Source organism: Streptomyces caniscabiei (assembly GCF_014930365.1).
Taxonomy (GTDB): Bacteria; Actinomycetota; Actinomycetes; order Streptomycetales; family Streptomycetaceae; genus Streptomyces; species Streptomyces caniscabiei.
In genome coordinates this window covers 169,690-193,532 of sequence record NZ_JABXWI010000013.1, presented here as the reverse complement: position 1 = coordinate 193,532, position 23,843 = coordinate 169,690, and the positions used below count along the sequence as shown (strand labels likewise).

22 protein-coding genes and 1 pseudogene are annotated in these 23,843 nt (G+C 70.7%); 9 read left to right on the top strand and 14 right to left on the bottom strand.

Annotation, left to right across the window (positions count from 1 at the left end):
• Positions 1-14 precede the first annotated feature (14 nt).
• Positions 15-953, bottom strand: coding sequence for a carbohydrate ABC transporter permease (locus HW837_RS33130; RefSeq protein WP_371271426.1), 939 nt, complete (start codon positions 951-953; stop codon positions 15-17).
• Between the two features lie 214 nt (positions 954-1,167).
• The gene (locus HW837_RS33125; protein ID WP_193380885.1) at positions 1,168-2,487 is read right to left on the bottom strand and encodes an ABC transporter substrate-binding protein; all 1,320 of its coding nucleotides are present in this window, start codon (positions 2,485-2,487) and stop codon (positions 1,168-1,170) included.
• 256 nt (positions 2,488-2,743) lie between these two features.
• On the opposite strand from HW837_RS33125, the gene HW837_RS33120 reads away from it, so the two are divergent.
• Positions 2,744-3,772 carry a LacI family DNA-binding transcriptional regulator gene (locus HW837_RS33120; RefSeq protein WP_093789730.1) on the top strand — a complete coding sequence of 343 codons (1,029 nt, stop codon included), beginning with the start codon at positions 2,744-2,746 and terminating at the stop codon, positions 3,770-3,772.
• Positions 3,773-3,912: 140 nt separating this feature from the next.
• On the opposite strand, the gene HW837_RS33115 is transcribed toward HW837_RS33120, so the two are convergent.
• The 5 genes and pseudogenes from HW837_RS33115 to HW837_RS33095 all read right to left on the bottom strand — a co-directional run bounded on the left by HW837_RS33115 (position 3,913) and on the right by HW837_RS33095 (position 6,685).
• The gene (locus tag HW837_RS33115) at positions 3,913-4,161 is read right to left on the bottom strand and encodes a hypothetical protein (protein ID WP_193380884.1); all 249 of its coding nucleotides are present in this window, start codon (positions 4,159-4,161) and stop codon (positions 3,913-3,915) included.
• A gap of 152 nt (positions 4,162-4,313) precedes the next feature.
• The gene (locus HW837_RS33110; protein ID WP_193380883.1) at positions 4,314-4,943 is read right to left on the bottom strand and encodes a DUF4291 domain-containing protein; all 630 of its coding nucleotides are present in this window, start codon (positions 4,941-4,943) and stop codon (positions 4,314-4,316) included.
• A 4-nt stretch (positions 4,944-4,947) separates the two neighbouring features.
• Positions 4,948-5,260 (bottom strand): annotated as a pseudogene (locus tag HW837_RS50465) (transposase); the annotation flags it as partial.
• A 104-nt stretch (positions 5,261-5,364) separates the two neighbouring features.
• Entirely contained in the window at positions 5,365-5,976 is a 612-nt protein-coding gene (locus HW837_RS33100; protein WP_093789724.1) for an AAA family ATPase, read from the bottom strand.
• Positions 5,977-6,223: 247 nt separating this feature from the next.
• Complete coding sequence (locus tag HW837_RS33095; RefSeq protein WP_093789723.1) at positions 6,224-6,685, bottom strand: MarR family winged helix-turn-helix transcriptional regulator; 462 nt, start codon at positions 6,683-6,685, stop codon at positions 6,224-6,226.
• A gap of 112 nt (positions 6,686-6,797) precedes the next feature.
• Between HW837_RS33095 and HW837_RS33090 the strand changes: the two genes are divergently transcribed.
• The 4 genes from HW837_RS33090 (at position 6,798) to HW837_RS33075 (ending at position 11,379) form a co-directional block, all read left to right on the top strand.
• Positions 6,798-7,202: an HGxxPAAW family protein gene (locus HW837_RS33090; protein WP_237270479.1), complete on the top strand. Its 405-nt coding sequence runs from the start codon at positions 6,798-6,800 to the stop codon at positions 7,200-7,202.
• A 75-nt stretch (positions 7,203-7,277) separates the two neighbouring features.
• Positions 7,278-8,393 (top strand): LacI family DNA-binding transcriptional regulator, encoded by a 1,116-nt coding sequence (locus HW837_RS33085; protein WP_078853948.1) that lies wholly within the window; start codon positions 7,278-7,280, stop codon positions 8,391-8,393.
• 289 nt (positions 8,394-8,682) lie between these two features.
• Positions 8,683-10,743 carry a galactose-binding domain-containing protein gene (locus HW837_RS33080; protein ID WP_177261840.1) on the top strand — a complete coding sequence of 687 codons (2,061 nt, stop codon included), beginning with the start codon at positions 8,683-8,685 and terminating at the stop codon, positions 10,741-10,743.
• A gap of 30 nt (positions 10,744-10,773) precedes the next feature.
• A complete protein-coding gene (locus tag HW837_RS33075) occupies positions 10,774-11,379 on the top strand; it encodes a TetR/AcrR family transcriptional regulator (protein ID WP_045562947.1) in 606 nt (201 codons plus the stop codon).
• A gap of 3 nt (positions 11,380-11,382) precedes the next feature.
• On the opposite strand, the gene HW837_RS33070 is transcribed toward HW837_RS33075, so the two are convergent.
• From HW837_RS33070 to HW837_RS33050, 5 genes are all read right to left on the bottom strand, one after another.
• Positions 11,383-11,964, bottom strand: coding sequence for a GTP-binding protein (locus HW837_RS33070; protein WP_045562948.1), 582 nt, complete (start codon positions 11,962-11,964; stop codon positions 11,383-11,385).
• Positions 11,951-12,307, bottom strand: coding sequence for a DUF742 domain-containing protein (locus tag HW837_RS33065; protein ID WP_045562949.1), 357 nt, complete (start codon positions 12,305-12,307; stop codon positions 11,951-11,953). Before HW837_RS33065 ends, HW837_RS33070 begins: the two co-directional genes overlap by 14 nt.
• 1 nt (position 12,308) lies before the next feature.
• Positions 12,309-12,737 (bottom strand): roadblock/LC7 domain-containing protein, encoded by a 429-nt coding sequence (locus tag HW837_RS33060; RefSeq protein ID WP_020114533.1) that lies wholly within the window; start codon positions 12,735-12,737, stop codon positions 12,309-12,311.
• A 49-nt stretch (positions 12,738-12,786) separates the two neighbouring features.
• The gene (locus HW837_RS33055; RefSeq protein WP_045562950.1) at positions 12,787-15,270 is read right to left on the bottom strand and encodes a sensor histidine kinase; all 2,484 of its coding nucleotides are present in this window, start codon (positions 15,268-15,270) and stop codon (positions 12,787-12,789) included.
• A gap of 240 nt (positions 15,271-15,510) precedes the next feature.
• Positions 15,511-16,518, bottom strand: a complete 1,008-nt coding sequence (locus HW837_RS33050) for a substrate-binding domain-containing protein (RefSeq protein WP_045562951.1) — start codon at positions 16,516-16,518, stop codon at positions 15,511-15,513.
• Between the two features lie 395 nt (positions 16,519-16,913).
• On the opposite strand from HW837_RS33050, the gene HW837_RS33045 reads away from it, so the two are divergent.
• The 4 genes from HW837_RS33045 (at position 16,914) to HW837_RS33030 (ending at position 22,336) form a co-directional block, all read left to right on the top strand.
• Positions 16,914-18,971 carry a pectinesterase family protein gene (locus HW837_RS33045; protein ID WP_093789720.1) on the top strand — a complete coding sequence of 686 codons (2,058 nt, stop codon included), beginning with the start codon at positions 16,914-16,916 and terminating at the stop codon, positions 18,969-18,971.
• A gap of 140 nt (positions 18,972-19,111) precedes the next feature.
• The gene (locus tag HW837_RS33040; protein WP_093789776.1) at positions 19,112-20,623 is read left to right on the top strand and encodes an alginate lyase family protein; all 1,512 of its coding nucleotides are present in this window, start codon (positions 19,112-19,114) and stop codon (positions 20,621-20,623) included.
• A 54-nt stretch (positions 20,624-20,677) separates the two neighbouring features.
• On the top strand, positions 20,678-21,052 hold the full coding sequence (locus tag HW837_RS33035) for a DUF779 domain-containing protein (RefSeq protein ID WP_045562953.1): 375 nt from the start codon (positions 20,678-20,680) through the stop codon (positions 21,050-21,052).
• A gap of 57 nt (positions 21,053-21,109) precedes the next feature.
• Entirely contained in the window at positions 21,110-22,336 is a 1,227-nt protein-coding gene (locus tag HW837_RS33030) for a phosphodiester glycosidase family protein (RefSeq protein ID WP_390623593.1), read from the top strand.
• A gap of 199 nt (positions 22,337-22,535) precedes the next feature.
• Here HW837_RS33030 and HW837_RS33025 read toward each other — a convergent pair whose 3' ends face one another.
• Both HW837_RS33025 and HW837_RS33020 read right to left on the bottom strand, forming a co-directional pair.
• Positions 22,536-22,730: a hypothetical protein gene (locus tag HW837_RS33025; RefSeq protein WP_045562955.1), complete on the bottom strand. Its 195-nt coding sequence runs from the start codon at positions 22,728-22,730 to the stop codon at positions 22,536-22,538.
• A gap of 117 nt (positions 22,731-22,847) precedes the next feature.
• Complete coding sequence (locus HW837_RS33020; RefSeq protein WP_093789719.1) at positions 22,848-23,717, bottom strand: phosphatidylinositol-specific phospholipase C/glycerophosphodiester phosphodiesterase family protein; 870 nt, start codon at positions 23,715-23,717, stop codon at positions 22,848-22,850.
• Between the last annotated feature and the right edge of the window lie 126 nt (positions 23,718-23,843).

Sequence of the window (23,843 nt, the reverse complement as noted above, 5' to 3'; positions counted from 1 at the left end):
GGTCTTCTCCCCTCTCATGACTCGTCGGCGCGGCGCAGACCGCGGAACTGGAGGACGTTGAGCAGCAGCAGCGCGGCCAGGACGAGGATCGAGAGGGCCGCGGCCGTGCCGAGGTTCATCCGCTGGAAGGCCTCGCGGTAGATCAACTGCACGACGGTGACAGTGCTGTTGTCCGGTCCGCCCTTGGTGAGGACGAAGAACTGGTCGAACGCGAGCAGCGATCCGGTCACGCAGAGCAGGAGCGACAGGGCGAGCGACGGCCGCAGCAGCGGCAGGGTGATGGAGCGGAAGACCTGGGCGCGGCTCGCGCCGTCCATCCGGGCCGCCTCGTACACCTCGTGGGGGATGCGCTGGAGGCCCACGAGCAGGATCAGCATGTAGAAGCCGGCGAACTTCCACACCACGAGGAACACCGTCGACAGCAGCGCGGAGGTCGGTGACCCGAGGAACGAGACGGGCTCGTCGGCGAGTCCGAGCTGCTCGGGGACGCCGCCGAGCGGGCCGGTGGTCGGGCTGTAGAGGCCCCAGAAGAGCAGCGAGGCGGAGGCCAGTCCCAAGGCGCCGGGCAGAAAGTAGACGGTGCGGAAGAAACCGGCGCCGGGGCGGGACTCCTGCACCAGCAGTGCGAGCAGGAGGGCCAGGCCCAGCAGGATCACCGTGACGATGACCGTGTAGAGCAGGGTGAAGCGGACGGCGGGCCAGAACAGGGTGGTGTCGGTGATGTCGGTGTAGTTCTCGGGGGCGTTGACGCCCCGGTCCCCGGCGAGCAGGGGCCAGTCGCTGAGCGACATCTGCCCGACGAGCAGGAGCGGCAGGACGAAGAAGACCGCGACGAACACGGCCGTGGGAGCCGCGTACGCGAGCCCCTTGGCCGGCCGGGACCGCCACCGCGGCACCGGCGCCCGCGCCGTTCGGCCCCGCTCCTCCGGCCGGGACCGGTGCACGGCGGACACGGACTCGGCCACCTTCACGGACACACCCCTCCTCGGTCCGCCACGGTCACGGGCACGGCCCTCCTCCGTCGACAGCCTTCACGGACATGCCCTTCCTCGATCCGCCACGGTCACGGGCATGCCCCTCCGCCTTCATTGACGCGGCCCTCCTCGGCCCACCGCCTTCACGGGCACGGCCATGCCGTGTGAGCCGCGCCCGTCGGATCGGTCGTCCTCAGTCGGCCAGCGAAGCACTGACCGCCTCGTTGTCCTTGTCCACGGACGCCCCGTCGCCGAAGACGGCGTCGCGCATCAGCGTCAGCCAGGGCCCGTTGGGGTCGTTGAAGGTCTGGCCGAACTTCAGCGCGTACGGCGTGTGCCCGTCCGCGACGAGTTCGTTGATGGTGACGAGCCGGGGGTCGGCGGCGGAGTGCTTGTTGGACGCCAGGTCGCTGCGGGCCACCACGTCCTTGTGGGCGGCGACCACGTCGACCTGCGCCTTGTCGCCGAGGGTCCAGGCGAGGAAGTTCCAGGCCTGGTCGGTCTTCTCGCTGGTCGCGGAGACCCCGATGGCGTCGCCGCCGACGAAGGTGGCCCTGCCGCCGTCGGGGCCGGGGATGGGGGCGACCCCGACATCCAGGTCCTTGGGCATCAGCCCGAGCGTGGTCGACGGCATCGGCATGACCCCGACCTTGCCCTTGGGGAAGATCCCGGTCCAGGTCGTGCCGGTCTCGTCCTTCGCGCCGGGCGCCACGATGTCGTCGTCGACCCAGCCCCGATAGGTGTCGTAGACCTTCTTGGCGGTGGCGGAGGCGAGGAGCGCCTCGGTGCCGTCCTCGCTCAGGACCTCCTCACCGGCCGCCCAGATGGACGGCCACCAGGTGAAGACGCCGCAGCCGCCGCAGTTTCCGCCGAAGAAGGTGCCGTTGACGTCGCCTCCGAGTTTGTCCACGGCGCGCGCCTGCGCGTCCCACTCGCCCAGCGTGGCCGGCGGCTTCTCCGGGTCGAGTTTCGCCTTGCGGTAGAGGTCCTTGTTGTAGAAGAGCACCGACAGGTCGAGGGTGTGCGGCACCACGTACTTCTTGTCCTCGTACGTGCCGGCCTTGATGTGCGACGGTGCCAGGTGCTCGGCGAAGGGCAGGGCGTCGATGCGTTCGGTGAGGTCGGCGAAGAGGCCGCTGGAGGTGTAGTTGGGGACGAAGACCACGTCGGAGGCGAAGAGGTCGGGCAGGTCGCGGGAGCCGGCGGCGGCGCCGACCTTGGCCTGGTAGTCGTCGGTGGGGACGACGGTCAGCTCGACCTTGTTCTTGTGGCTCGCGTTGTAGGCCTTCACCAGGGCCTCGCTCTGCGGCCGGGTGGCGGCGCGCGTCCACATCGTGAGGGTGGCGCCGTCGTCGACGCCGGTGGCGTTCGCCGCTCCGCCGCCTCCGCCGCCTCCGCCCGAGTCGCCGTCGCCCGACCCGCAGGCGGTGACCAGGCTCGCGGCGGCGAGCAGTGCGACGGCCCCGGTGGCGAGACGCCCCGCGCGGCCACGTGGTCCGAGCGTGCTCCCCATGTTCGATCCCCCTTGTCACAAAGTGGTGTCACAGAGCGGTGGCGCTGAACCGGGTGACGGAGACGAAAGAAACCGAAAAGGCTTTCTGAGACGCTAGGCGGCACCCGATTACCCGTCAATCCCCTTGCAGAGAGCGGTTGTCGACGGCACGCGAAAGCCGTGCGGGCATCCGGACCGAAACGTTTCCCGTAAGGTTCCGGGTGGGGCGTGTCATCCTCGGCGAGGTCGACACGCGTGGCGAGACAGGAGATCACCCATGGCACAGGCCACCGGCCCCTCTCGTTCGCAGCCCGCCACGCTGGGCGACGTCGCCCGGCTCGCGGGCGTCTCGATCGCCACGGCGTCCAAGGCGCTCAACGGCCGCAGCCAGGTCCGCGCGGAGACCAGACAACGGGTCGTCGAGGCCGCCGAGCGGCTGTCGTTCCGCCCCAACCAGGTGGCGCGCGGTCTGCTCGCCGGGCGCACCGGCACCGTGGGGCTGCTGACCAGCGACCTGGAGGGCAGATTCGGCATACCGATCCTGATGGGTGCCGAGGACGCCTTCGGCGCGGGCGAGGTCGCGGTCTTCCTGTGCGACGCGCGCGGGGACGCGATCCGTGAACAGCACCATCTGCGCGCCCTGTTGGGACGTCGCGTGGACGGCCTCATCGTGGTCGGCAGCCGCACCGACCCCCGTCCCTCGCTGGGCCGCGAGGTGCCCGTCCCCGTCGTCTACGCCTACGCCCCCTCCGAGGACCCGGCGGACTTCTCCGTCGTCCCGGACAGCGTCGGCGCGGGCCGAATCGCCGTGGAACACCTCCTCGCCTGCGGCAGGGGCCGGATCGCGCACATCACCGGCGACCCCGGCTACCTCGCAGCGCGGGACCGGGCCGAGGGGGCGCGCGCCGCGCTCGCCGACGCCGGACTCTCCCTGATCGGCGAGCCGCGGTACGGCGCGTGGTCGGAGGGCTGGGGCCGGGCCGCGACCGCGATGCTCCTCGACCGGCACCCCGACATCGACGCCGTCCTCTGCGGCAGCGACCAGATCGCCCGCGGCGTCATGGACGTCCTGCGCGAACGCGGCCACCGTGTCCCCGAGGACATCGCGGTCATGGGCTTCGACAACTGGCAGATCATGACCGCCGGTTCACGACCGCCCCTGACCAGCGTCGACATGAACCTCGAACAGGTGGGCCGCGTAGCCGCCCACGCCCTCTTCGCCGCGATCGCCGGCACACCCCGCACCGGGGTGGAGACCCTCCCCTGCAAGGTGGCGATCAGAGGCTCCACGGCACCCCTGTCATGACGGCGCCGCACGACAGGCACGACGCCGACCCGGCGGACCCGGCAGCCCCACCAGCAACCCGGTCACCCAGGCCGACCGACCTCACAGCCTCACGCGGTGACTGATACGGACGGCGTCCTGGGCTGGTCGTTTGCCGTCCGTCAGGGGGTGATGTAGTCGCCCCAACCGAAAGTGGCGACGTAAGCCCGCCGAACGACTTCTCCGCCGTGCCCGCCTCTGATGCGGATGATGGTCAGCGCCAGGATGAACCAGACCGTGAAGCACCCCGCGACAATCAAAGTCCAACGAGCTCCCGAGAAACTGGCAATGACGGCCAGGGCAATGATCGTGACGACCAGCCCGATGTGGCCGCCACGGATATCCGCGCCGGACCTGCGGCCGCCTGCCACCAGAGCCCCCCGAAGATCACACCGGTCAGCGTCAGATCAGACTACGGTGCTCTTCCAACGGTGTCAGTGCCGTTCCCACGACGGGGTTCAGTGCCGACCTTGTGGAGAGCGGGGCGGCTGCACGCCTCGCCGGTCGCAATTGGTCGTCATGCCTACCGGTGCAGATGTGTCAGAACTCCATCGCCGACGGGATAGGGGCGTTCATCCGGCAGGAGTTGATGGGCTGCGTCCAGCTCTCCATCCTGTACATGGGTGTGGACCATGCGGGCCAGCGGTGTGACATCGGTGATGGAGACGATCCACTCGTCGGCGTAGAGACGTGCGGCTTCACCCGTGAGGCCGAGCTGCAGTGATCGGTGGGGAAGCGGCTGAAGACGCAGGTCGCGTTCGGGGTCCCATTGCACACGGGCAGGGGCCCGCTTCAGTTGGCGTCTCCAGGTGCTGTGGTCGGTGTGGAGTCCGTGCTCGTAATGGGACAGGCATGCGTGCCGCAGTGCCCACTCGAAGCCCTCCCGGGTGATCTCGACCGCGAGGACATGCTCCTGACCTTCCTTGCTGCCCCACCCGCAGCGGTACATCATCCACAGGAACGACGGCTTGATCCACGTCATCCGGTCCCGCTGCCACGCTGCCGGGAATCGGCCGTCCCGGGCCGCCGCCGGACCGATCTCCGGCGAGTACGCCTGGTAGACGGTGATCGTGGAGTCCGTGTGCAGGGCTCGGATCCGATGCTTGGGTTCTGTCACCGGACCAGGGTGATCACACCGCTTCACGTGCGCCATCGAATTACCGCGGCGGGAAGCCACCGAGGCTGCGGCAGCAGATCAGAGTGCAGGCGATGCTGGTGAAGGCGAGGAAGTGGTCGGCTTTGCGTTCGTAGCGTCGGTGGAGCCGGCGGCAGCCGGCGAGCCAGGCCATGGTGCGTCAGATGGTCCAGCGGTGGCGGCCCAGCCGCTGCGCGGACTCGACGCCCTTGCGTGCGATGCGGTGTGTGATACCCCGCTGGCGTGGCCATCGCCGCGGGGTGAGAGCAGTCGTAACCCTTCATCGCTCGCAAAGTCGCCGCACGACGGGCCACTCTCGGCCGTGCGCGACTCCGGCCGGCCGAGAGAACCCGACAACACCGAGCACCGCCAGTTCCGCACCCCCTGGGGTCACCCGCGTCGAGAAGCCGTGTCAGAACCCGCGATCTGCGACGTTCTGCTACCGGTGCACCGGGTCGTTCACGCCCGCGGTGCTCTCGCTCGGGCTGAGGAGATACGCGCCCCTCACGATGCCTTGCAGAATGCTCTCGGCGGTTGCCTCGGCAGTCAGGTCGGTGGAATCCAGGACGTGGGCCTCATAGGCACCAAGATCGCTGAACTGGTCATGCAGTGAGCGAATCGGCTCAGGGTCGGTCAAAGCGTCGCCGGCCCGGCTCGTTGCCCGTTCCAGCGTGGTGTGCCGGTCCGGCCGAAGGATGACATAGCTCAGCCGCAGAGCCCGCTCCCGGGCCGTCGCACGGAAGAGGTCGATGAACCAGGGCCCGACGACGCCGTCACAGATCACCTGGTAGCCGCCGTCCGCATAACCGAACGCCGCCGAGACCAGTACCTGAAGCACTACCTGATTCTGTTCATGCGCTTCGGGCAGGTAGGGCGCGATCCAGCCCTGCTTGATATAGCGCCAGAAGTCGTCGCTGTGCAGGTGGACGCTGGGAGCCAGGTGACCGGCCAGCAACTGCGCCACTGTGCTCTTGCCTGCACCGGGTGGCCCGGCCAAGACGATCACCTGGCCCCGATGAGGGGATGTCCGGGAGAGGGACGGCGGATTCATGCCGCTACCGTGCCACGTTCACCCAGCACACCGCTGCCTTCGCCTCTGTGGGCAGCGATACCGCACGACAGCCGACCCTTATGGACGGTCACAGATCACGGGTCCTGGCACAGCTTCCGCACACGGCGGCGGCCTCCACCACGCGGTCCAGCCGTCGCCCCCCCTGCACGACCTCACCCCGGCCGCGTGATCAGAACGGCCATGGTCCAGCTCCGACCCGCACCGGCACAGCCCTGCACAACACCCTTCAGCGGGACTCGTCCAGATACCCCCGCGCCAACTCCCCCGCGCGCGTGAACCAGTCGACAAGCAGACCCAGTTCGTCGGGCGAGTACCGGGCGAAGAGTTCGGCGAGGCGGGCGTAGAACGGGCCGTAGACGGCCACCACCCGCTCGGCCGCGTCCGGGACCGCCACCACCCGCACCCGGCGCCGGTCGGCCGGGTCGGGCTGCCGCGTCACGAAGCCGCCGCGCTCCAGACGGTTGAGCACACCGGTCACCGCTCCCGTGGTGACATGCGCGCGCGTGGCCAGGTCACCCGCGGTGACCGGCGCGTCCCCCGCCTCCAGGACGTACGCGAAGCAGACCAGGTCGGTGACGCTCAGCCCGAGGTTCCGGGCGAACTCCTGCTGGCCGACGATCATCGTCGCGATCAGGCCGTCCATGGCACCGATCGCGTCAGGGACGGTGGGGCGGCGTTCGGCCTCCATTGAAATTGCCTCCGGGGCAGGCTAAATTCCTTACTCGCTAAGACATCTTACGACGCCGTGGGCGTGGCCGCGCCATGCCGTGGCGCGCCCACGCGCGAGGGGAGCGGACACCATGAGTCTGTACGACGAGGGCCACACCGTGGCCGGCTGGACGGGCACCGCCGTCGCCGCCGTGGGTTCGACGGCACTCGGCCTGGGCGTATGCGGCTGGACGCCCGGGTTCGTCCTGGGCGCCGTCATCTCGGTCGCGGCACTCGTCGTCACGTGGGTCCTGCATCTCGCCGGCTGGGGCAAGCCGCCGGGCCCCCGCCCCCGTGACCAGTGGAGCCTCCGGGCCCGCGACCGCTCCGCACGGGGCGGCCACGTCGACTGCCTCGGCTGCCGCCTGGCCGGCCGCCGCCGCTCCCCCGCCCCGCTCCCCGCCGTACCCGCACCCGCCACCGGCGCCGACACCCCCATCACCGGCGCCACCGGGCGAGGCGTCGCATTGATCGAAGGTCCCGGCAGCGGGGAGTAAACGCTTACCCTCCCGAGGGGCCGCAGTTCCGCAACCACCCGCCGTCAACAGCCTCCCATGCAGTAACGTCGAACCGTGACGGTCAATGAAAACGGTCGCCGGAGCAGCGCCGAAGCAAGCGGTGCCAGGCGTCGACGGAGCAACACCTCGGGCGGCGAGCGGCCCAGCACGATTCGGGACGTCGCCGCGCGCGCCGGGGTCTCCGTAGCAACCGTTTCCCGCACCCTCGCCGGAAACTACCCCGTCTCCACGGAGACCAGGGCCCGGGTCATGGCGGCGGTCGAGTCCCTGCACTACGTGGTGAACGTGCACGCCAAGGCGCTCTCCGGCCGCGTCGCCGGCCCCGTCGCCCTGGTCATCAAGGACATCACCGGCCCCTCCCTCGCCCATGTCGCGGCGGGGGTGGAGCAGGCGGCCGCCGACCGGGGCCGGCTGAGCCTGGTGTGCGCCACGCACGACGACTCCGCCCGTGAGGACGACCTGGTGCAGCTGATGCGTGAGCAGCACGCGGCGGCGGTCCTCCTCGTCGGCGGCGCCCGGCAGGACGAGGCGTACCGGCGGCGGATGGCCGAGTACGCGACGGCGCTGGACGCGGCGGGCTCCCGGCTGGTGCTGGTGGGCCGCCCCCCGCTGCCCGGCTCTCTCCCGGTCACGGTGGTGCAGTACGACAACCGGGGCGGCGCCTTCCAGGCCACCGACCATCTGCTGACCGCCGGGCACCGGCGGGTCCTCTTCCTGGGCGGCGACCCCGGGCTCAGCACCGCCGACCAGCGCCGGGACGGCTTCCTGCACGCGCTGCGCGCCCATGGGGTCGAGCACGCCGAGGAGTTGGAGCTGCCGGGCCCGTACACCCGGGTCTCGGGCTACCAGCGCACGCGGGAGGCACTGGCCGCCCGTCTCGACTTCACGGCGGTCTTCGCGGGCACCGACATGGTGGCCACGGGCGCGCTCGCCGCGCTGCGCGAGGCCGGGCTCGACGTCCCGGGTGACGTCTCCCTGATCGGCTTCGACGACGTCCCGTTCGCCGCCGACCTCACCCCCGCGCTGACCACGGTGCGGGTGCCGTACGAGGATCTGGGGCGCACGGCCGTCCGGTTGGCGCTGGAGCGCGAGGAGCGCCTCGGCGGCGACGACCACGTGGTGCTGAGCACGCAGTTGGTGATCCGCCAGTCGGTGCGCACGCTGACGTGAGTGCGGGCACCGGCCGGTGACAGCGGAGGCGGCGCTGGAGGCCGACGCCGCGACGGCCTCGGGCAACCCGCCCCTGTTCACGAGAATTTGGCGGAGCGTCATCTCGTCGTGAAGTCACGGGCGCCATCAGGTCAGCCGTCCCGGACTATTGACTCGGATCACCACAGTGGCGATTCTCGTCACATCGCTTGTGCCAGCCATGACAATCGGACTATGGCGTCGTGGATGTTCAACGCGTCCCGCAACGGTCTGGCCGATCGACCGCGCACCCCCGACCGAGGACGTGAGTATGACCAGGACTCCACGCGCCCACCGCAGACGCAGACCCCTCATGGTGCTGGCGCTGTTCCTGACCGCGATGGGCATGCTGCTCAGCCCGTCGCCGAGTTCGGCGGCCACCGGCGACTGGTGGCTGCCCACCTCACGGCCGTCGCCCGACTCCCAGATCAACGTGACGGGCGAGCCGTTCAAGGGGACCGACTCGGCGGGTGACGTGCGCGGGTTCGTCGACGCGCACAACCACCTGTTCTCCAACGAGGCGTTCGGCGGCCGGCTCATCTGCGGCAAGGTGTTCTCGACCGCGGGCATCGCGGACGCGCTGAAGGACTGTCCCGAGCACTACCCGGACGGTTCCCTCGCGATCTTCGATTACATCACCCACGGCGGCGACGGCAAGCACGACCCGGTCGGCTACCCGACGTTCAAGGACTGGCCGGCGTACGACTCGATGACGCACCAGGCGAACTACTACGCCTGGATCGAGCGCGCCTGGCGCGGCGGTCAGCGGGTGCTGGTCAACGATCTGGTCACCAACGGGATGATCTGCTCGATCTACCCGTTCAAGGACCGCAGCTGCGACGAGATGACCTCGATCCGGCTCCAGGCGAAGCTGACGTACGACCTCCAGGCGTACATCGACGCGCAGTACGGCGGTACCGGCAAGGGCTGGTTCCGGATCGTCACCGACAGCGCGCAGGCCCGTGAGGTCGTCAAGCAGGGCAAGCTCGCCGTCGTCCTGGGGGTGGAGACCTCCGAGCCGTTCGGCTGCAAGCAGATCCTCGACGTCCCGCAGTGCAGCAAGGCGGACATCGACAAGGGCCTCGACGAGCTGTACGGCCTGGGTGTGCGCAGCATGTTCCTGTGCCACAAGTTCGACAACGCGCTGTGCGGCGTCCGCTTCGACGAGCACGGTCTCGGTACGGCGATCAACGTCGGACAGTTCCTGTCGACGGGCACCTTCTGGCAGACGGAGAAGTGCAAGGGCCCGCAGAAGGACAACCCGATCGGTGGGGCGGCGACGGAGGCCGAGGAGGACCTGCCGGAGGGCACCGAGGTGCCGGAGTACGACGACAGCGCGCAGTGCAATGTGCGGGGACTGACCGATCTCGGTGAGTACGCCGTGCAGGGCATGATGAAGCGCAAGATGATGCTCGAGATCGACCACATGAGCGTCAAGGCCACCGGCCAGGCGCTGGACATGTTCGAGGCCGCGTCCTACCCGGGCGTGCTGTCCTCGCACAGCTGGATGGACCTCAACTGGACGGAGCGGGTCTACTCGCTCGGCGGTTTCGTCGCCCAGTACATGCACGGGTCCGAGGAGTTCAGCGCGGAGGCGAAGCGTACGGACGCGCTGCGGACGAAGTACGACGTGGGCTACGGCTACGGCACGGACTTCAACGGCATCGGTGACCACCCCGCCCCGCGCGGCGCGAACACCTCCAACCCGGTGAAGTACCCCTTCAAGAGCGTCGACGGCGGCTCGACGATCGACAAGCAGACCACGGGTCAGCGCACCTGGAACTACAACACCGACGGTGCCGCGCATGTCGGCATGATCCCGGACTGGATCGAGGACATCAGGCTCGTCGGCGGTCAGGGCGTGGTGGACGACCTCTTCAAGGGCGCCGAGTCCTACCTCGGCACCTGGGGCGCCTCCGAGGCCCACCAGGCGGGCGTGAACCTCGCCAAGGGCGTGCCGGCGACGGCCAGTTCGTCCGAGTCGAACCCGGTCACCAGCTACCAGCCCGGGCGGGCGGTGGACGGCGACGGCGGCACCCGCTGGGCGAGCGACTGGAGCGACAGCCAGTGGCTGAGGCTGGACCTCGGTTCGTCGCGGGTGATCAAGAAGGTCACGCTCGACTGGGAACGCGCCTACGGCAAGGCGTACCAGATCGACGTCTCCACGGACGGCTCGACCTGGAAGACCGTGTGGTCCACGACCTCCGGTGACGGCGGTCTGGACACGGCCTCGTTCTCCGCGGTGTCGGCCCGCTATGTTCGCATGCTGGGGACCGACCGCGGCACGGACTGGGGTTACTCCCTCTACGAGGTCGGCGTCTACAGCGGCTGACCGCACTTCACGGGGGAAAGAGGGGCTCATATGGCACGCCTGCCGTCGGCCGAGCGGCGCAGACAGCTCACCGAGGCCGCGATCCGCGCGATGACCCGGGACGGCGTCCCCAGGACGACGACCCGGTCCATCGCGGCCGAGGCGGGCGTGTCACTGAGCGTCTTCCACTACTGCTTCGAGTCGAAGCAGGAACTGATCGAGTCCGTCATCACCACGATCACCGGGCACTACGTCACCCTGGTGAGGGAGGCGATCCGGCCCCGCGGCACCCTCAGGGAGACCGTCCGGGCCGGTTTCCAGGCCTACTGGGACCATGTCTCCGCCCACCCGGGCGAACACATGCTGACCTACGAGCTGACCCAGTACGCCCTGCGCGAGCCCGGCTTCGAGCACCTGGCCCGGCGGCAGTACGAGATGTACCAGGCCACCTACGCCGACCTCATCGAACAGCTGCGGCTGTCCATGGGCTTCGAACTGACGGTCCCCGTACCGGTCCTGGCCCGCTACCTCGCCGCCATGACCGACGGCCTCACCCTGAACTTCCTGGTCCTGGGCGACGACGCGGCCTGGACGAGCATCCTCGACACCATCACCGACCATGTGGCCGGCCTGGTGCGCGAGGAGGTCCGTCCGTAGCCGTCAGTGGGCCGACGCCGCGATCAGCTGATCCAGGAGGGCTATCAGGACGTCTCGGCACGAGGTGCGTTCGCGGGCGTCGAAGAGGAGGACCGGGGTGTGCTCGGGGAGGGCCAGGGACTCCCGGATGACCTCGGGCTCGTAGGGGTGTTCGCCGTAGAAGCCGTTGACGCCGATGACGAACGGGATCTTGCGGCGTTCGAAGAAGTCGATGGCGGCGAAGCTGGACTCGGGGCGCCGCACGTCGACCAGGACGACTGCGCCGAGGGCGCCGATCGCGAGGTCGTTCCACATGAACCAGAACCGCTGCTGTCCGGGCGTACCGAACAGATAGAGCACGAGGTCCTGGCCGATGCTGATCCGGCCGAAGTCGAGGGCCACCGTGGTGGCGTTCTTCTCGGGGATGCCGTCGAGGTCGTCGACCCCGAGCCCGGCGGTGGTGAGGGGTTCCTCCGTGCGCAGCGGGACGATCTCGCTGACCGACCCGACCATGGTGGTCTTCCCGACGCCGAATCCGCCGGCGATGAGGATCTTCACCGTGTCGGGTGCCGAAATGCCCTGTGCGGTGTGGTCAGAGCCGGCCAAGGCCGTCCCTCACTTTCTTCAGCAGGTCCAGGTCGGGGGCGCGGGCGATCAGACGGGGCTGACGGACGCTGATCCGGCCCGCCTCCAGCAGGTCGCAGAGCATGATCGCGACCACGCTCACCGGGAGGTCGAGCTTGCTGGCCAGCTCCGCCACCACGATCGGCTTCGCGCACAGCCTGACGATCCGGGTGTGCTCCGGCTGCGGCCGGGTGCCCCCGGCCGGCTGCGGGTCCACGGCCGTCACCATGGTGATGAGGGTGAAGTCGCCACGGGCGGGCCTGGTGCGGCCGCCCGTCAGGGTGAACGGGCGAACCAGCCGGCCCGCCGCGTCGCCTCCGTTCACCTCACTCGCCGCTGTCGGCCGCGACGACACCGGCGCGTGGGGCCGCGCTGAGGTGCTCGCCGATCTTCTTCACCAGCATGTTCATCTGGTACGCGACCACGCCGACGTCCGCGCCCTGCCGGGTCAGCACGGCGAGGTTGGCGCCGGGTCCGGCGTTGGTGAGGATCAGGAAGGCGTTGCCCATCTCGATGAGCAGCTGACGGACGGGCCCACCGCGGAAGTCCATGCTGACGCCCTTGCTGAGGCTCATCAGGCCGGACGCGGTCGCCGCCAGCCGCTCGGCGTCGTCGCGCAGGAACGCGGTGGACTTGCTGACGACGAGTCCGTCCTCGGAGAGCACGACGGCATGGTCGACCTCGGCGACCCGGTCCACCAGTCCGGTGAGCAGCTGGTCGAGCTGGCTGTGGGTGGCGGGGATGGGGCGTGTCATCTGTGTGTCCTTCAATGAGCGGTCTGCGAGGGAGCAAGTCGTGGGGACGTCAGGTGCCGGAGGCGGGGACTCGGTCTCCTGGGTCTTCGGATGCGGTTTCCTCCCCGGTCGCGTGATCGGATTCCGTGTCGTCGTCGCGTGCCTGGAGCGTGCCGCGCTGGAACCCGGCGAGCGAGGAGGCGGCCCGCTCGGCGGTGAAGTCGTCGGCGTCGCCGTCCGGGCAGGGCCCGGCCTCCTCCTTCAGCTCCGCCGCCAGACTGGTCTGCGGGATCCGGCGGGGCAACGGCATGGGGCCGCCCTTCTTCCCGGCCCGGGACTTCTCGCCTCGGGGCTCCCCCGCTCGGGGCGCCCCGGTCCGCGGCTGCCCGGCGGGGGCCGGCCGTGTCCCGTTCACGTCCTCGACGGGCTCGGCGGCCCGCGCGTGCGCGGCGGGGCGTTCCTCCGGCGCCTCCTCCTCCGGCCCGCCGTCCGGCGTCGCACGGTCCGCGTCCTGCCCTGCGGCCTCGGACCGCGGCTCCGCCGTGGCGGCGACCCGGGCGGCCACCGGCGAGGTGCGGGAGGGCGGTTCGACCGGCTCGGTGCCGTCCTCGTCCGGGACGGGGGCCTCGCGCACCACGATCTCGTCGGGGATCAGCACGATCGCGGTGGTGCCGCCGTACGGCGAGGCCCGCAGGGTGACGGTGATGCCGTGCCGGTTGGCGAGCCGGGCTATGACGAACATGCCGAGCCGGAGGTCGTCGGCGAGCGCGACCACGTCGAACTGCGGGGGCACCGCCAGCTGGGCGTTGAACGCGGTGTAGTCCTCCTCCGACATGCCGAGTCCCCGGTCCTCCACCTCCAGCGCGAGGCCCTTGGCGACGATCGCGGCGCGGACGCTCACCGGGCTGGGCGCGGGCGAGTAGGAGGTGGCGTTGTCGATGAGTTCGGCGAGGAGGTGGATGACGTCGGCCACGGCGGGCGGGGCGATCCACACCTCGTCGTCGGTGTGCACCTCCACCCGCTGGTACTGGGCGACCTCGCCGACGGCGCTGCGCAGGATGTCGATCAGGGCGACCGGTTCGGTCCAGCTGCGGCCGGGCCGCTCGCCGCTGATGATGACCAGGTTCTCCTCGTAGCGGCGCAACTGGCTGGCGGTGGAGTCCAGTTCGTACAGGCCCTTGAGGATCTCCGGGTCCTGGTGCTGGCGCTCCAGCTTGTCGAGCTTGGTGAGCTGGAGGTTGACCAGGTTCTGGCTCTGCCGGGCGATGCCGAGGATGACGCGCTGGAAGCCGCGCCGGGTGTCGGCGAGTTCCACGGCGGTGTGCACGGCGGTGCGCTGGGCGGCGTTGAACGCCTTGGCGACCTGGCCGAGTTCGTCGGTGCCGTAGTCGAGGGGGGCCGCGGCCTCGTCCACGTCGACCTTCTCGCCCCGGTCGAGGCGGGCGACGACGTCGGGCAGCCGGTGCTCGGCGAGGCCGAGGGTGGCGGTGCGCAGGCCGGTGAGCCGCCGGGACAGGGAGCGGGTGATGCGCCAGGACATCACGACGCACACCAGCAGCGCGGCGAGACCGCCGGCGCTCAGCGAGCCGGCCTTGATGAGCAGCCCGCGGGCCTCCTCGCCGCTGCGGTCGAGCAGCGTCCCGGTCTGTTCGCGGATCAGCTTCTCGTACTGGACGGAGAGCCCCCTCATCGCGCCGTCCCACTCGGCCTGTGCCTGTGGCAGCCTGGTTCTGCGGGCGTCCCCGGTGCCCGTGGTGTGGGCCGAGAGGACCTGGTCCTCCACCTTCTGCAGTGTCTGCCAGTCCTTGCCCCGGATGACCTTCTCGATCTTGGTCTTGACCTCGCCCTCCACCGTGTGGACGAGCTGGTCGTCGACGAGCCAGCGGCGGGCGCTGACCACCTGGGCGAAGTGCTGGCGACTGGCCTCGTCGAGTTCGCCCGAGGGCCAGTTGAGGGTGAGGATCGCGTCGCCCTGGGAGACCAGTTCCGCGGCCTGTTCGAGGGTGACGAGCGGTCCGGCCTGTGAGGTGAGGTCGCCGTCGTCGACCTGGGAGAGCGCCTGGAAGGCGTGGATCTGGCCGTCGATGATGTCGGTGTACTGGTCGAGGATCTGCTCGGGCGTGATGTCGGTGGGGTTGTCCACCTGGTCCCGGTAGTACTCCAGGCTGCCGGTGCCGGCCATCACCGAGTACAGGCGCTGGCCGACGCGCTCGGGGGCGTCCTCGATGGCGCCGGCGCGCGAGGCGAGCTTCGCGACCGCCCGGTCGGTCGCCCGGCGCTGCTGGTCCAGGAGGTCCATGGAGCTGCCGGGGGCGGCCATGTAGGCCGCCGACAGGGCGCGTTCACGCTGCAGGGCGAGGGTCGCCTCGGTTCCCATGGCGCCGGTGGACTTGCTCAGTCCGGTTTGCGTCCGCAGCCGCAGACCCTCGGAGAACATCTGGGCCGTCGTCACACCCCAGCTCACGGCCAGCGTGACGCTGGGGATCAGAGCCAGGAGGATCAGCGAGAGACGTATGGAGCCGAGACGGCGCCGGGCGCCGGTCCGTGAGGGCATCGTCGTCCTTGGGCGGTTGGCGGGGAGCGGAAGGGATCGGGAGCGGGGGCGACAGGGGTCCGGGGAGGTGGGTGGACACCTGTCAGTACGGCGCACAGGGGATGCGCAGGATGTTATCCGCACAAGTGAACGCACGTCGCAGGGGTGGCCGGAAGTTTGGTGTCGCCGTTACACGACCGTTCCGGATGCTTGGTTTCCGGGCCGCGGTCATGTCCGAACGGAAGGTTCCGCCTGACGGTGTCAACGGGTCCCGTTCGCGGCGAACTCGGCGACTCCGGCGATGTTCTTCTTGGTGACGAACGCCGGGCCGGTGAGGACCGGCTCGACACCGCCGCCGCTGATGTTGCCGTTGGTCCGGTAGAGCCAGAGCCCGTCGACCGCGAGATAGCCCTGGAGGTAGGGCTGCTGGTCCACGGCGAACTGGACGTCGCCCTCGCGCACGGCCTCGACCACCGCCTTGTTGAGGTCGAAGGTGGCGACCTGTGCCTTGCTGCCGGCGTCGTCCACCGAGTCCACGGCGGCGAGCGCGAACTGGGCACCGAGGGTGACGACCTCGTCGATGGTGGGGTCCTGACGGAGCCTCGCGGCGACGGCGTCGGTCACCGAGTCCATGTCGGTGCCGTCGACGTAGAGGTTCTCGGTCTGCCCGGCGAAGGTCTTGCGCACACCGGCGCAGCGGGCCTCCACGGCGACGTTGCCGCGCTCGTGGATGACGCACAGGGCGTGCTTGGCGGCGCGGGCGTCGAGTTCGTTGCCGAGGGCGCGGCCGGCGACGCTCTCGTCCTGGCCGTAGAAGGCCAGCAGGCCCTGCGACTGCCAGGCGTCGATACCGGAGTTGAGGCCCACCACGGGTATGCCCGCGGCGCGGGCGTCGGCGACCGCGCCGCGCATCGCCTGCGGCTTGGCGAGGGTCACCGCGATGCCGTCGACCTTGTCGGCGATCGCGTCCCGCACCAGTTTCGCCTGCCCCGCGGGGTCGGGGTCGCTGACGAAGGTCAGCTCGACGCCGTCCTTGGCGGCCGCGACCTCGGCGCCCTTGCGGACCAGGTCCCAGAAGGCGTCCCCCTCGGCGCTGTGGGTGATCAGCGCGATCTTCATCCCGCCCGGGGATCCCGACGCGCCCCCGTCCGAATCGGCGTCCGATCCGCCGAACGCCGAGCAGCCGGCGACGGTCAGGCAGAGTGCGGCGGCGAGTGCCACGGCACGGAACGCCGCGAAGATCCTGGGGGACGCGGGGGGTGGGTTCATGGGAGCGCGGCACCTCGCTGTGCGACCTGGGTGGAACGTCTGGGGAGGGTGAGATCGCCGCCATCACCGCGATGACGTGCGGCGACTGGCTGACTTTCGCTGGGCGGAGCCAATCGCGTGTGACGCCCGGTAGTCAAGTGAACAACGGAATCGATGTACTGCTGTGACAGCCCCGATCTGACCTGCGCACACGTGTCAACGACCGTCGCGGACCCGCCCTGAGCGAACTGAACCGTTCCACCCCCGGAGTGAGGGGTGTTTTTCGGCCATGGCGCCCTGCGGTCCGAAGTTCCTTTCACCTGACCGAAATTAGCACCGAAGGACGGCAACCTCTCCCCGTCCGGCGGCGACTGCTCGGCTGACGACCATCCCCCCGCACGGAACGGAAGCGACGCGTGAGCGACAACCACGGCAAGGCCCGCCACCGCAGAAGGAAGACGGCGCTCGTGGCCGGCGTCCCCCTGACCCTGGCCGCAGCCGGGACCCTGGCCTACGGCACGGTCTTCGGTGTCTTCGGCGAGGCGGCGCAGCCCCGCGCGGCGGCGGCCACCACCGCCTGGGCCGACGAGAGCGCCGACGGCTTCGCCTCGGTGAACGCGCTGGGCCAGAACGGGACCTACGGCGGCCGGGGCGGAAAGACGGTCACCGTGCGCACCCTGGCCGACCTGGAGAAGTACGCGACCGCCGCCGAGCCCTACGTCATCGTCGTGGCGGCGACGATCGACATGAACCCGGTGGGCAAGGAGATCAAGGTCGCCTCCGACAAGACGATCGTCGGCTCCGGCACCTCGGGCCACATCGTGGGCGGCGGCTTCTTCCTCGGCTCCGGCGTCCACAACGTCATCATCCGCAACCTGACGATCCGGGACTCCTACCAGGGCACCTGGAACGACAAGGACCACGACTTCGACGCGATCCAGATGGACGGCGCCCACCACGTCTGGATCGACCACAACGACCTGCGCCACATGGCGGACGGGCTCATCGACAGCCGCAAGGACACCACCTACGTCACGGTGTCCTGGAACAAGCTGAGCCAGAACAACAAGACCTTCGGCATCGGCTGGACCACCAACACCACCGCCGACCTGACGATCCACCACAACTGGTTCCGCGAGACCGAGCAGCGCAACCCCTCCACCGACAACGTGGCGCACGCGCACCTGTACAACAACTTCCTGGAGGACGTCTCCGGTACGGAGATCTCCTCCGCGTACGGCAACTACGCCCGCGGCAACACGAAGATGGTGCTGGAGAACAGCTACTTCCAGGGCCTGAAGAACCCCGTCACCAAGGACGCCACGGCCGCCCTGGTCCAGCGCGGCAACGTCTTCTCCGGCACCTCGGGCCGCAACGAGAGCGGCGGCACGGCCTTCGACCCGAAGACGTACTACCCCTACACCCTCGACAAGGCCGCCGACGTGCCCGCCCTGCTGAAGTCCGGTGCGGGCCCCCGGAGTTCCATCGGCACGACGGCGACGACCAAGGCCGCCGCGGCCACCACGCTGACCGTCGCCAAGGACGGCAGCGGCCAGTTCACCACCGTCCAGAAGGCCGTCGACGCGGTGCCCGCGGGCAACACCGCGCGGGTGGTCATCTCGGTCGCGCCGGGCACGTACCGCGAGGTCGTGAAGGTCCCGTCCAACAAGCCGCACGTCACCATCCAGGGCTCCGGCGGCAGCCGCAAGGACACCACGATCGTGTACGGCAACGCCGCGGGCATGCAGAAGCCGGACGGCTCGGGCACCTACGGCACCCCCGGCAGCGCGACCGTGTCCATCCAGTCCGACGACTCCCAGGTCCGCAACCTCACCGTCACCAACGACTTCGACGAGGCCGCGAACCAGTCCCTGAACGGGCACCAGGCCGTCGCGCTCCTCACCCAGGCCGACCGGATCGTCCTCGACGGCGTCATCGTCAACGGCGACCAGGACACCCTGGAGATGGAGACCGCCGCCAAGGACAAGCTCGGCCGGGTCTACGTCACCAACTCCTACGTCACGGGCAACGTCGACTTCGTCTTCGGCCGGGCCACCGTGGTCGTCGACAAGTCGGTCATCACCCTGAAGAAGCGCTGGAACGGCACCTCCGCCGGGTACATCACCGCGCCGAGCACGCCCGCGAACCGCAAGGGCATCCTGATCAACCGCTCGACCGTCAACGGTGACGTGTCCGCCGCGAGCTTCTTCCTCGGCCGCAACTGGCACCCCGGCGGCGACACGACCGTCGACCCGCAGACCACGGTCCGCAACTCCACCCTCAGCGCCGCGATCAAGTCCACGCCCTGGTCGGACATGGGCGGCTTCTCCTGGAAGGACGACCGCTTCGCCGAGTACAAGAACACCGGCGCCGGATCGGGCAGCGCGAGCGGTGACCGCCCCCAGCTGACGGACGCCCAGGCCGCCGACCAGGAGATCGCGGACTGGCTGGGCGGGTGGACCCCGGGCGCCTGACCCGACGGGTACGCGGGACGACGCACCGCCCCGGTTTCTGTTATCCGCGCCGGGGCCGGTGCGTCTCCTGTGTGTGGCCGCCCGCGCGGGCCGACGCGGGCCCGGGCCGCGCCCTGTACCCGAGACCCGAGGACCCCCACGTGACTGCACAGATCAGCCGCCGGAGCACGCTGAAGATCGCCGGTATCGCCGCGGGCGCGGTCGGCCTGGGCGTCGGCACGGGCCTGGCGGCGGTGCCCGCCTCCGCGGCGGGCGCCGCCTTCGCGCACCCCGGTCTGCTCCACACCACGGCCGACCTCGCGCGGATGGCGGCGAAGGTGAAGGCGGGCTCCCGGCCCCACACCGCGGGCTTCGCGAAGCTGACCGCCAACCCGCACTCCCAGAGCTCGTGGGCCCCCCGCCCCGTCGCCACGGTCTTCCGGGGCGGCGGGTCCCCGCAGAACTACGCCCAGCTCTACAAGGACATCCACGCGGCCTACCAGAACGCCCTGCGCCACCACGTCACCGGCGAGAGCGCGCACGCCGACACCGCCGTGCGGATCCTCAACGCCTGGTCGGGGACGCTGACCAGCGTGCAGGGCAGCGCCGACCGCTTCCTCGCGGCGGGCCTGTACGGCTACCAGTTCGCCAACGCCGCCGAACTCGTCCGCGATCACGCCGACTTCGAGCTGGACCGCTTCAAGACGATGCTGAGCGAGGTCTTCGCCCCGCTCAGCGACGACTTCCTGGTCCGCCACAACGGCGCCGTGATCACCAACTACTGGCCCAACTGGGACCTCGCCAACATGGCCTGCGTCCTCGCCACCGGCATCTTCTGCGACGACAAGGCCCAAGTGGCGCGCGCCGTCGACTACTTCAAGAACGGCGAGGGGCTCGGCGCGGTCCGCAAGGCCATCCCCGTCGTGCACGACGACGGCCTCGGCGAGTGGCTGGAGGCGGGCCGCGACCAGGGCCACGCGCTGCTGGGCGTCGGCCTGATGGGCACCTTCTGCGAGATGGCCTGGAACCAGGGCATCGACCTGTACGGCTACGACGACAACCGCTTCCTCAAGGGCGCCCAGTACGTGGCCAAGTGGGCCATGGGCGGGGAGGTCGCCTACACGGCCAACACCCGCGCGAAGGGCGCGGTCGACGGCTGGTCCGGCAGGGAGACGGCGTCCGACGCGGCCGGCGTCGACCCGAACATGACGCGCCCCATCTGGGCCATGATCGCCAACCACTACACCCGGCGCCGGGGCCTCGACGCCTCCTACCTCACCCGCATGGCGGCCAAGGCGGCCCCCGAGGGCGGCGGCGGCGACTACGGCCCCAACAGCGGCGGCTACGACCAACTCGGCTTCGGGACACTGGCGTTCACCCGCGACCGGGCGAGCGCGGCCGAGGCGGACGCGGCACCGTCCGCGCCGGGCTCGGACACCGGCTCCGCCACGGGCTCCGGGTCGGGCACGAAGACGGGCGCGGAGAAGGGCGCCACGGGAGACTCGCGGTCCTCCGCCACGCGCGCCCAGGGGGGCCGGGCCGAGGACCTGGCCGCGACCGGCACCTCCGACATCCCCGCCTGGACCGCCGCCGGCGGCATCGCGGCCCTCGCGGGCGGCCTGCTCCTGCTGCGCCGCCGCAACCGCCCGGGCGGCGACGCGCCACAGGGCTGACCTGGACGCGGGCGCGCAACGTCCTCGCAACCTGACGAGGCGTTCACTGCGCCCATGGATGTCGTCCCCCGCGTAGAGCTGACCCCCGCGGCCGCCGATCTCGTCCGGCGGCTGCGGGCGGCCCACGGCCCGTTGATGTTCCACCAGTCGGGCGGCTGCTGCGACGGCAGCGCCCCCATGTGCTACCCCGACGGCGAGTTCCGCACGGGGAACTCGGACGTCCTCCTCGCCGAGCTGACCGTCGACGGGATCGACGAGACGGTGGGGTTCTGGATGTCCCGCGGCCAGTACGAGGCGTGGAGCCACACCCGGCTCATCGTGGACGTCGTACCGGGCCGGGGCAGCGGCTTCTCCCTGGAAGCACCCGAAGGGGTGCGTTTTCTCATCCGTTCCCGCGTCGTCGAGGCGGAGCCCCCGCGCGGCCGGTAGTCGTCTGGTGCACTTCCCCTGAGTCCTGGGACATTTGACGAGACATCAGGGGGCACCGTGACACGTCGTGCTCGACGGTTCAGAACGGTACTGACGGTTCTCTCGGCGTGGAGCGTGCTGGCCGGCGCGGCCCTCGTGGGGGCGGCACCGGCCAGTGGCGCGTCCAGGACCGTCGTCGTCGCACCGGGCGTGGAGTACAGCCAGTTCGACATCCAGGCGGCCAAGGGCCTGACCCACGCCCATGTGCTGAGCGTCGACCTCGGCAACCCCCAGGTGGGCGTCGGGCTGCTGTATCCGGGGAAGGTGGCCTCGCGCGCGACCGTGACCCGGCTGGCCGACGCGGCGGGTGCCGTGGCCGGGGTCAACGGCGACTTCTTCAACATCACCGAGACCCAGCACCCCGGCGTCGCGGCCACGGGGGCGCCGGTCGGCCCGGCGATCGCCGACGGGCACGCGCTGAAGGCCGCCGTACCGAAGGGCCAGCGTTTCGGCCCGGCCCTGCCGCCGGGCACCGGCACCACGGACGTCCTGGGTGTCACCACCGACGGTACCGCCCGCCTCGACAGCATCGCCCTCGACGGTTCCGTCACCACCGCCGAGGGCGACCTTCCGCTCCGCGGCCTCAACCAGTACGCCCTGCCGGTCGGTTCCGTGGGGGCGTTCACCTCGGACTGGGGCGAGGTCTCCCGGATGCGCGCGGTCTGCGGCACGGACACCGACCGGGCCGCGCCGTGCAGCACCGACACCCACGAGGTGCTGGTGGAGGACGGCCGCGTGGTCGGTACGGCGGGCACCCCCGGCAGCGGCGCGATCGCGGCCGGCGCGACCGTGCTGGTCGGCCGCGAGGCGGGCGCCCAGCAGCTGCGCAAGCTCGCCCCCGGTGACGCGGTGGAGGTACGGCACCTCCTGGTCTCCTCGACCGGCACGCCGTACGCCTTCGCGCTCGGCGGCTACCCGGTCCTGCGGGACGGCCGACCGCTGCCCGGCCTCGACACCACGACGTCGGCGGTCCGCACGGCCGCGGGCGTCGCCGACGGCGGCCGCCGTCTGCTGCTGCTCGCGCTGGACGGCGCCGCGGCCTACCGCACCGGGCTCACGATCGCTGAAGTGGCCGCCACCATGCGGGACTTGGGCTCGGCCGACGCGTTCAGCCTGGACGGCGGCGGCTCCTCCACACTCGTGGCCCGCGCCCCGGGAGCGAGCGCGGTCACGGTCCGCAACCACCCGAGCGACGGCACGGAACGAGCCGTCCCGAACGGCATCGGCGTCTTCACCAAGCCGTGACCGACGCGGACTTCGGCTGCGGCTCCGGAGGGGGCTTCTCGCGCAGTTCCCCGCGCCCCTGAAAAGCAGGGGCTCCGCCCCGTGCTTTTCAGGCCCGCAGGGCCAGGTCTTTCAGGGGCGCGGGGAACTGCGCGACCAGGCCCCACCGGGCCGGCAGCCGCCGACGCACCCGCACCCCATCAGGCGCCCCCGGTCCCCCTCACGGCTTCACACTGCTCACGATGTCCGCCGTGGCCGTCAGCCCGTTGTGCACGGTCGGCGCCAGACTCGTGCCGGCCATCGAGAACCCCAGCAGCACACAGACCACGGCGTGCGACAACTTCAGCGCGCCGTTGCGCAGGAAGACCACCGTCAGGATCATCAGCAGCACCACCACAGAGATGGAAACGGCCATCGTCAACCTCCTCCGCCGCGCCCACTTCGCGGCATTCGGCCGCAAGTGTGACGTAGCGGGGGGTTCGTCCGTGCGGCGGATGCGTCCGCCGAACGAGTGGTGTCGGCCGGGCCGCGGCTACGCCGCCCGGCGGACGTCCAGGAACGCTTCGAGGCCCGCGAGGTCGTCCGTGTTGAGGTGGTCGACACCGGCCGCGAGCAGCTCGCCCCACAGCGCGTCCCGCGCCGGACCGGGCTGGTCGGGCGTCGCCCAGAACCGCACCCTCTGCCCGCGCCGGTGCGCCGTGGAGACGATCTGCCGGAGCCGCGCGCGTTCGGCCTCGGGGAACGGACCGACGCCCTGCCAGGTGAAGTTGAGCAGCCAGTTGTCGGAGATCAGCGGGATGAAGGAGGCGGGCGCGGGCGTCGGGGACGCGAGGTCGGCGAGGCGCCCGTCGTAGAAGGCGCGCCGCACGGTCTGCGTCTCCATGGGCACCCTGGCGGCCCGGTCCCCGGAGACCACGACGGTGACCGCGCCCGGGTGCACGCGGCCGTGCGCGTACGTGGTGAACAGGTGCCGGTGGCGCCGCAGATGCCGGTCGAGTGCGAGGTAGGTGGAGGCGCCCTCGGTCTTGATGTCGACGAGCAATCGGAGGGGCCTGTGGTGGCCCCGGTACACCGAGCCGTGGTGGGCGCGGACACGAGCGGCGAGCGGGTCGAGGTAGAGGGCTTCGAGGGTGCGGGCGGGGTCCAGGTCGGCGGGGTCGTGGGCGACGAGGAGCCGGTCGCCGACGAGGAAGATGTCGGCCTCGACGCTGCCGAAGCGGTGGTCGAGGGCGTCGAGGAGGGGCCGCGGGTGCTCGTAGTCGTTGTGCGCGTGGGCCCGCCACAACGGGCGCGGCCGGTGCTCGCGTTCGCCCGCCAGGGCGCTCGTGGCGGGCAGGGCGACGGCGCCCGTGAGGGCGGCGCCGAGGGTGGTGAGGGCTCTGCGACGGGTGGTGAGGGCCATGCTCTGCCTCCCGGGTGGGGCCGGTTGCGGACCCAGCGAGTATGCGAGCCGGAAGGGGCCGATGAGCAGGCCCGTGCGGGGAGTTGGCCGGACCGCCGTCGTGCGTTCACCCGGTTCCGCTCCGTC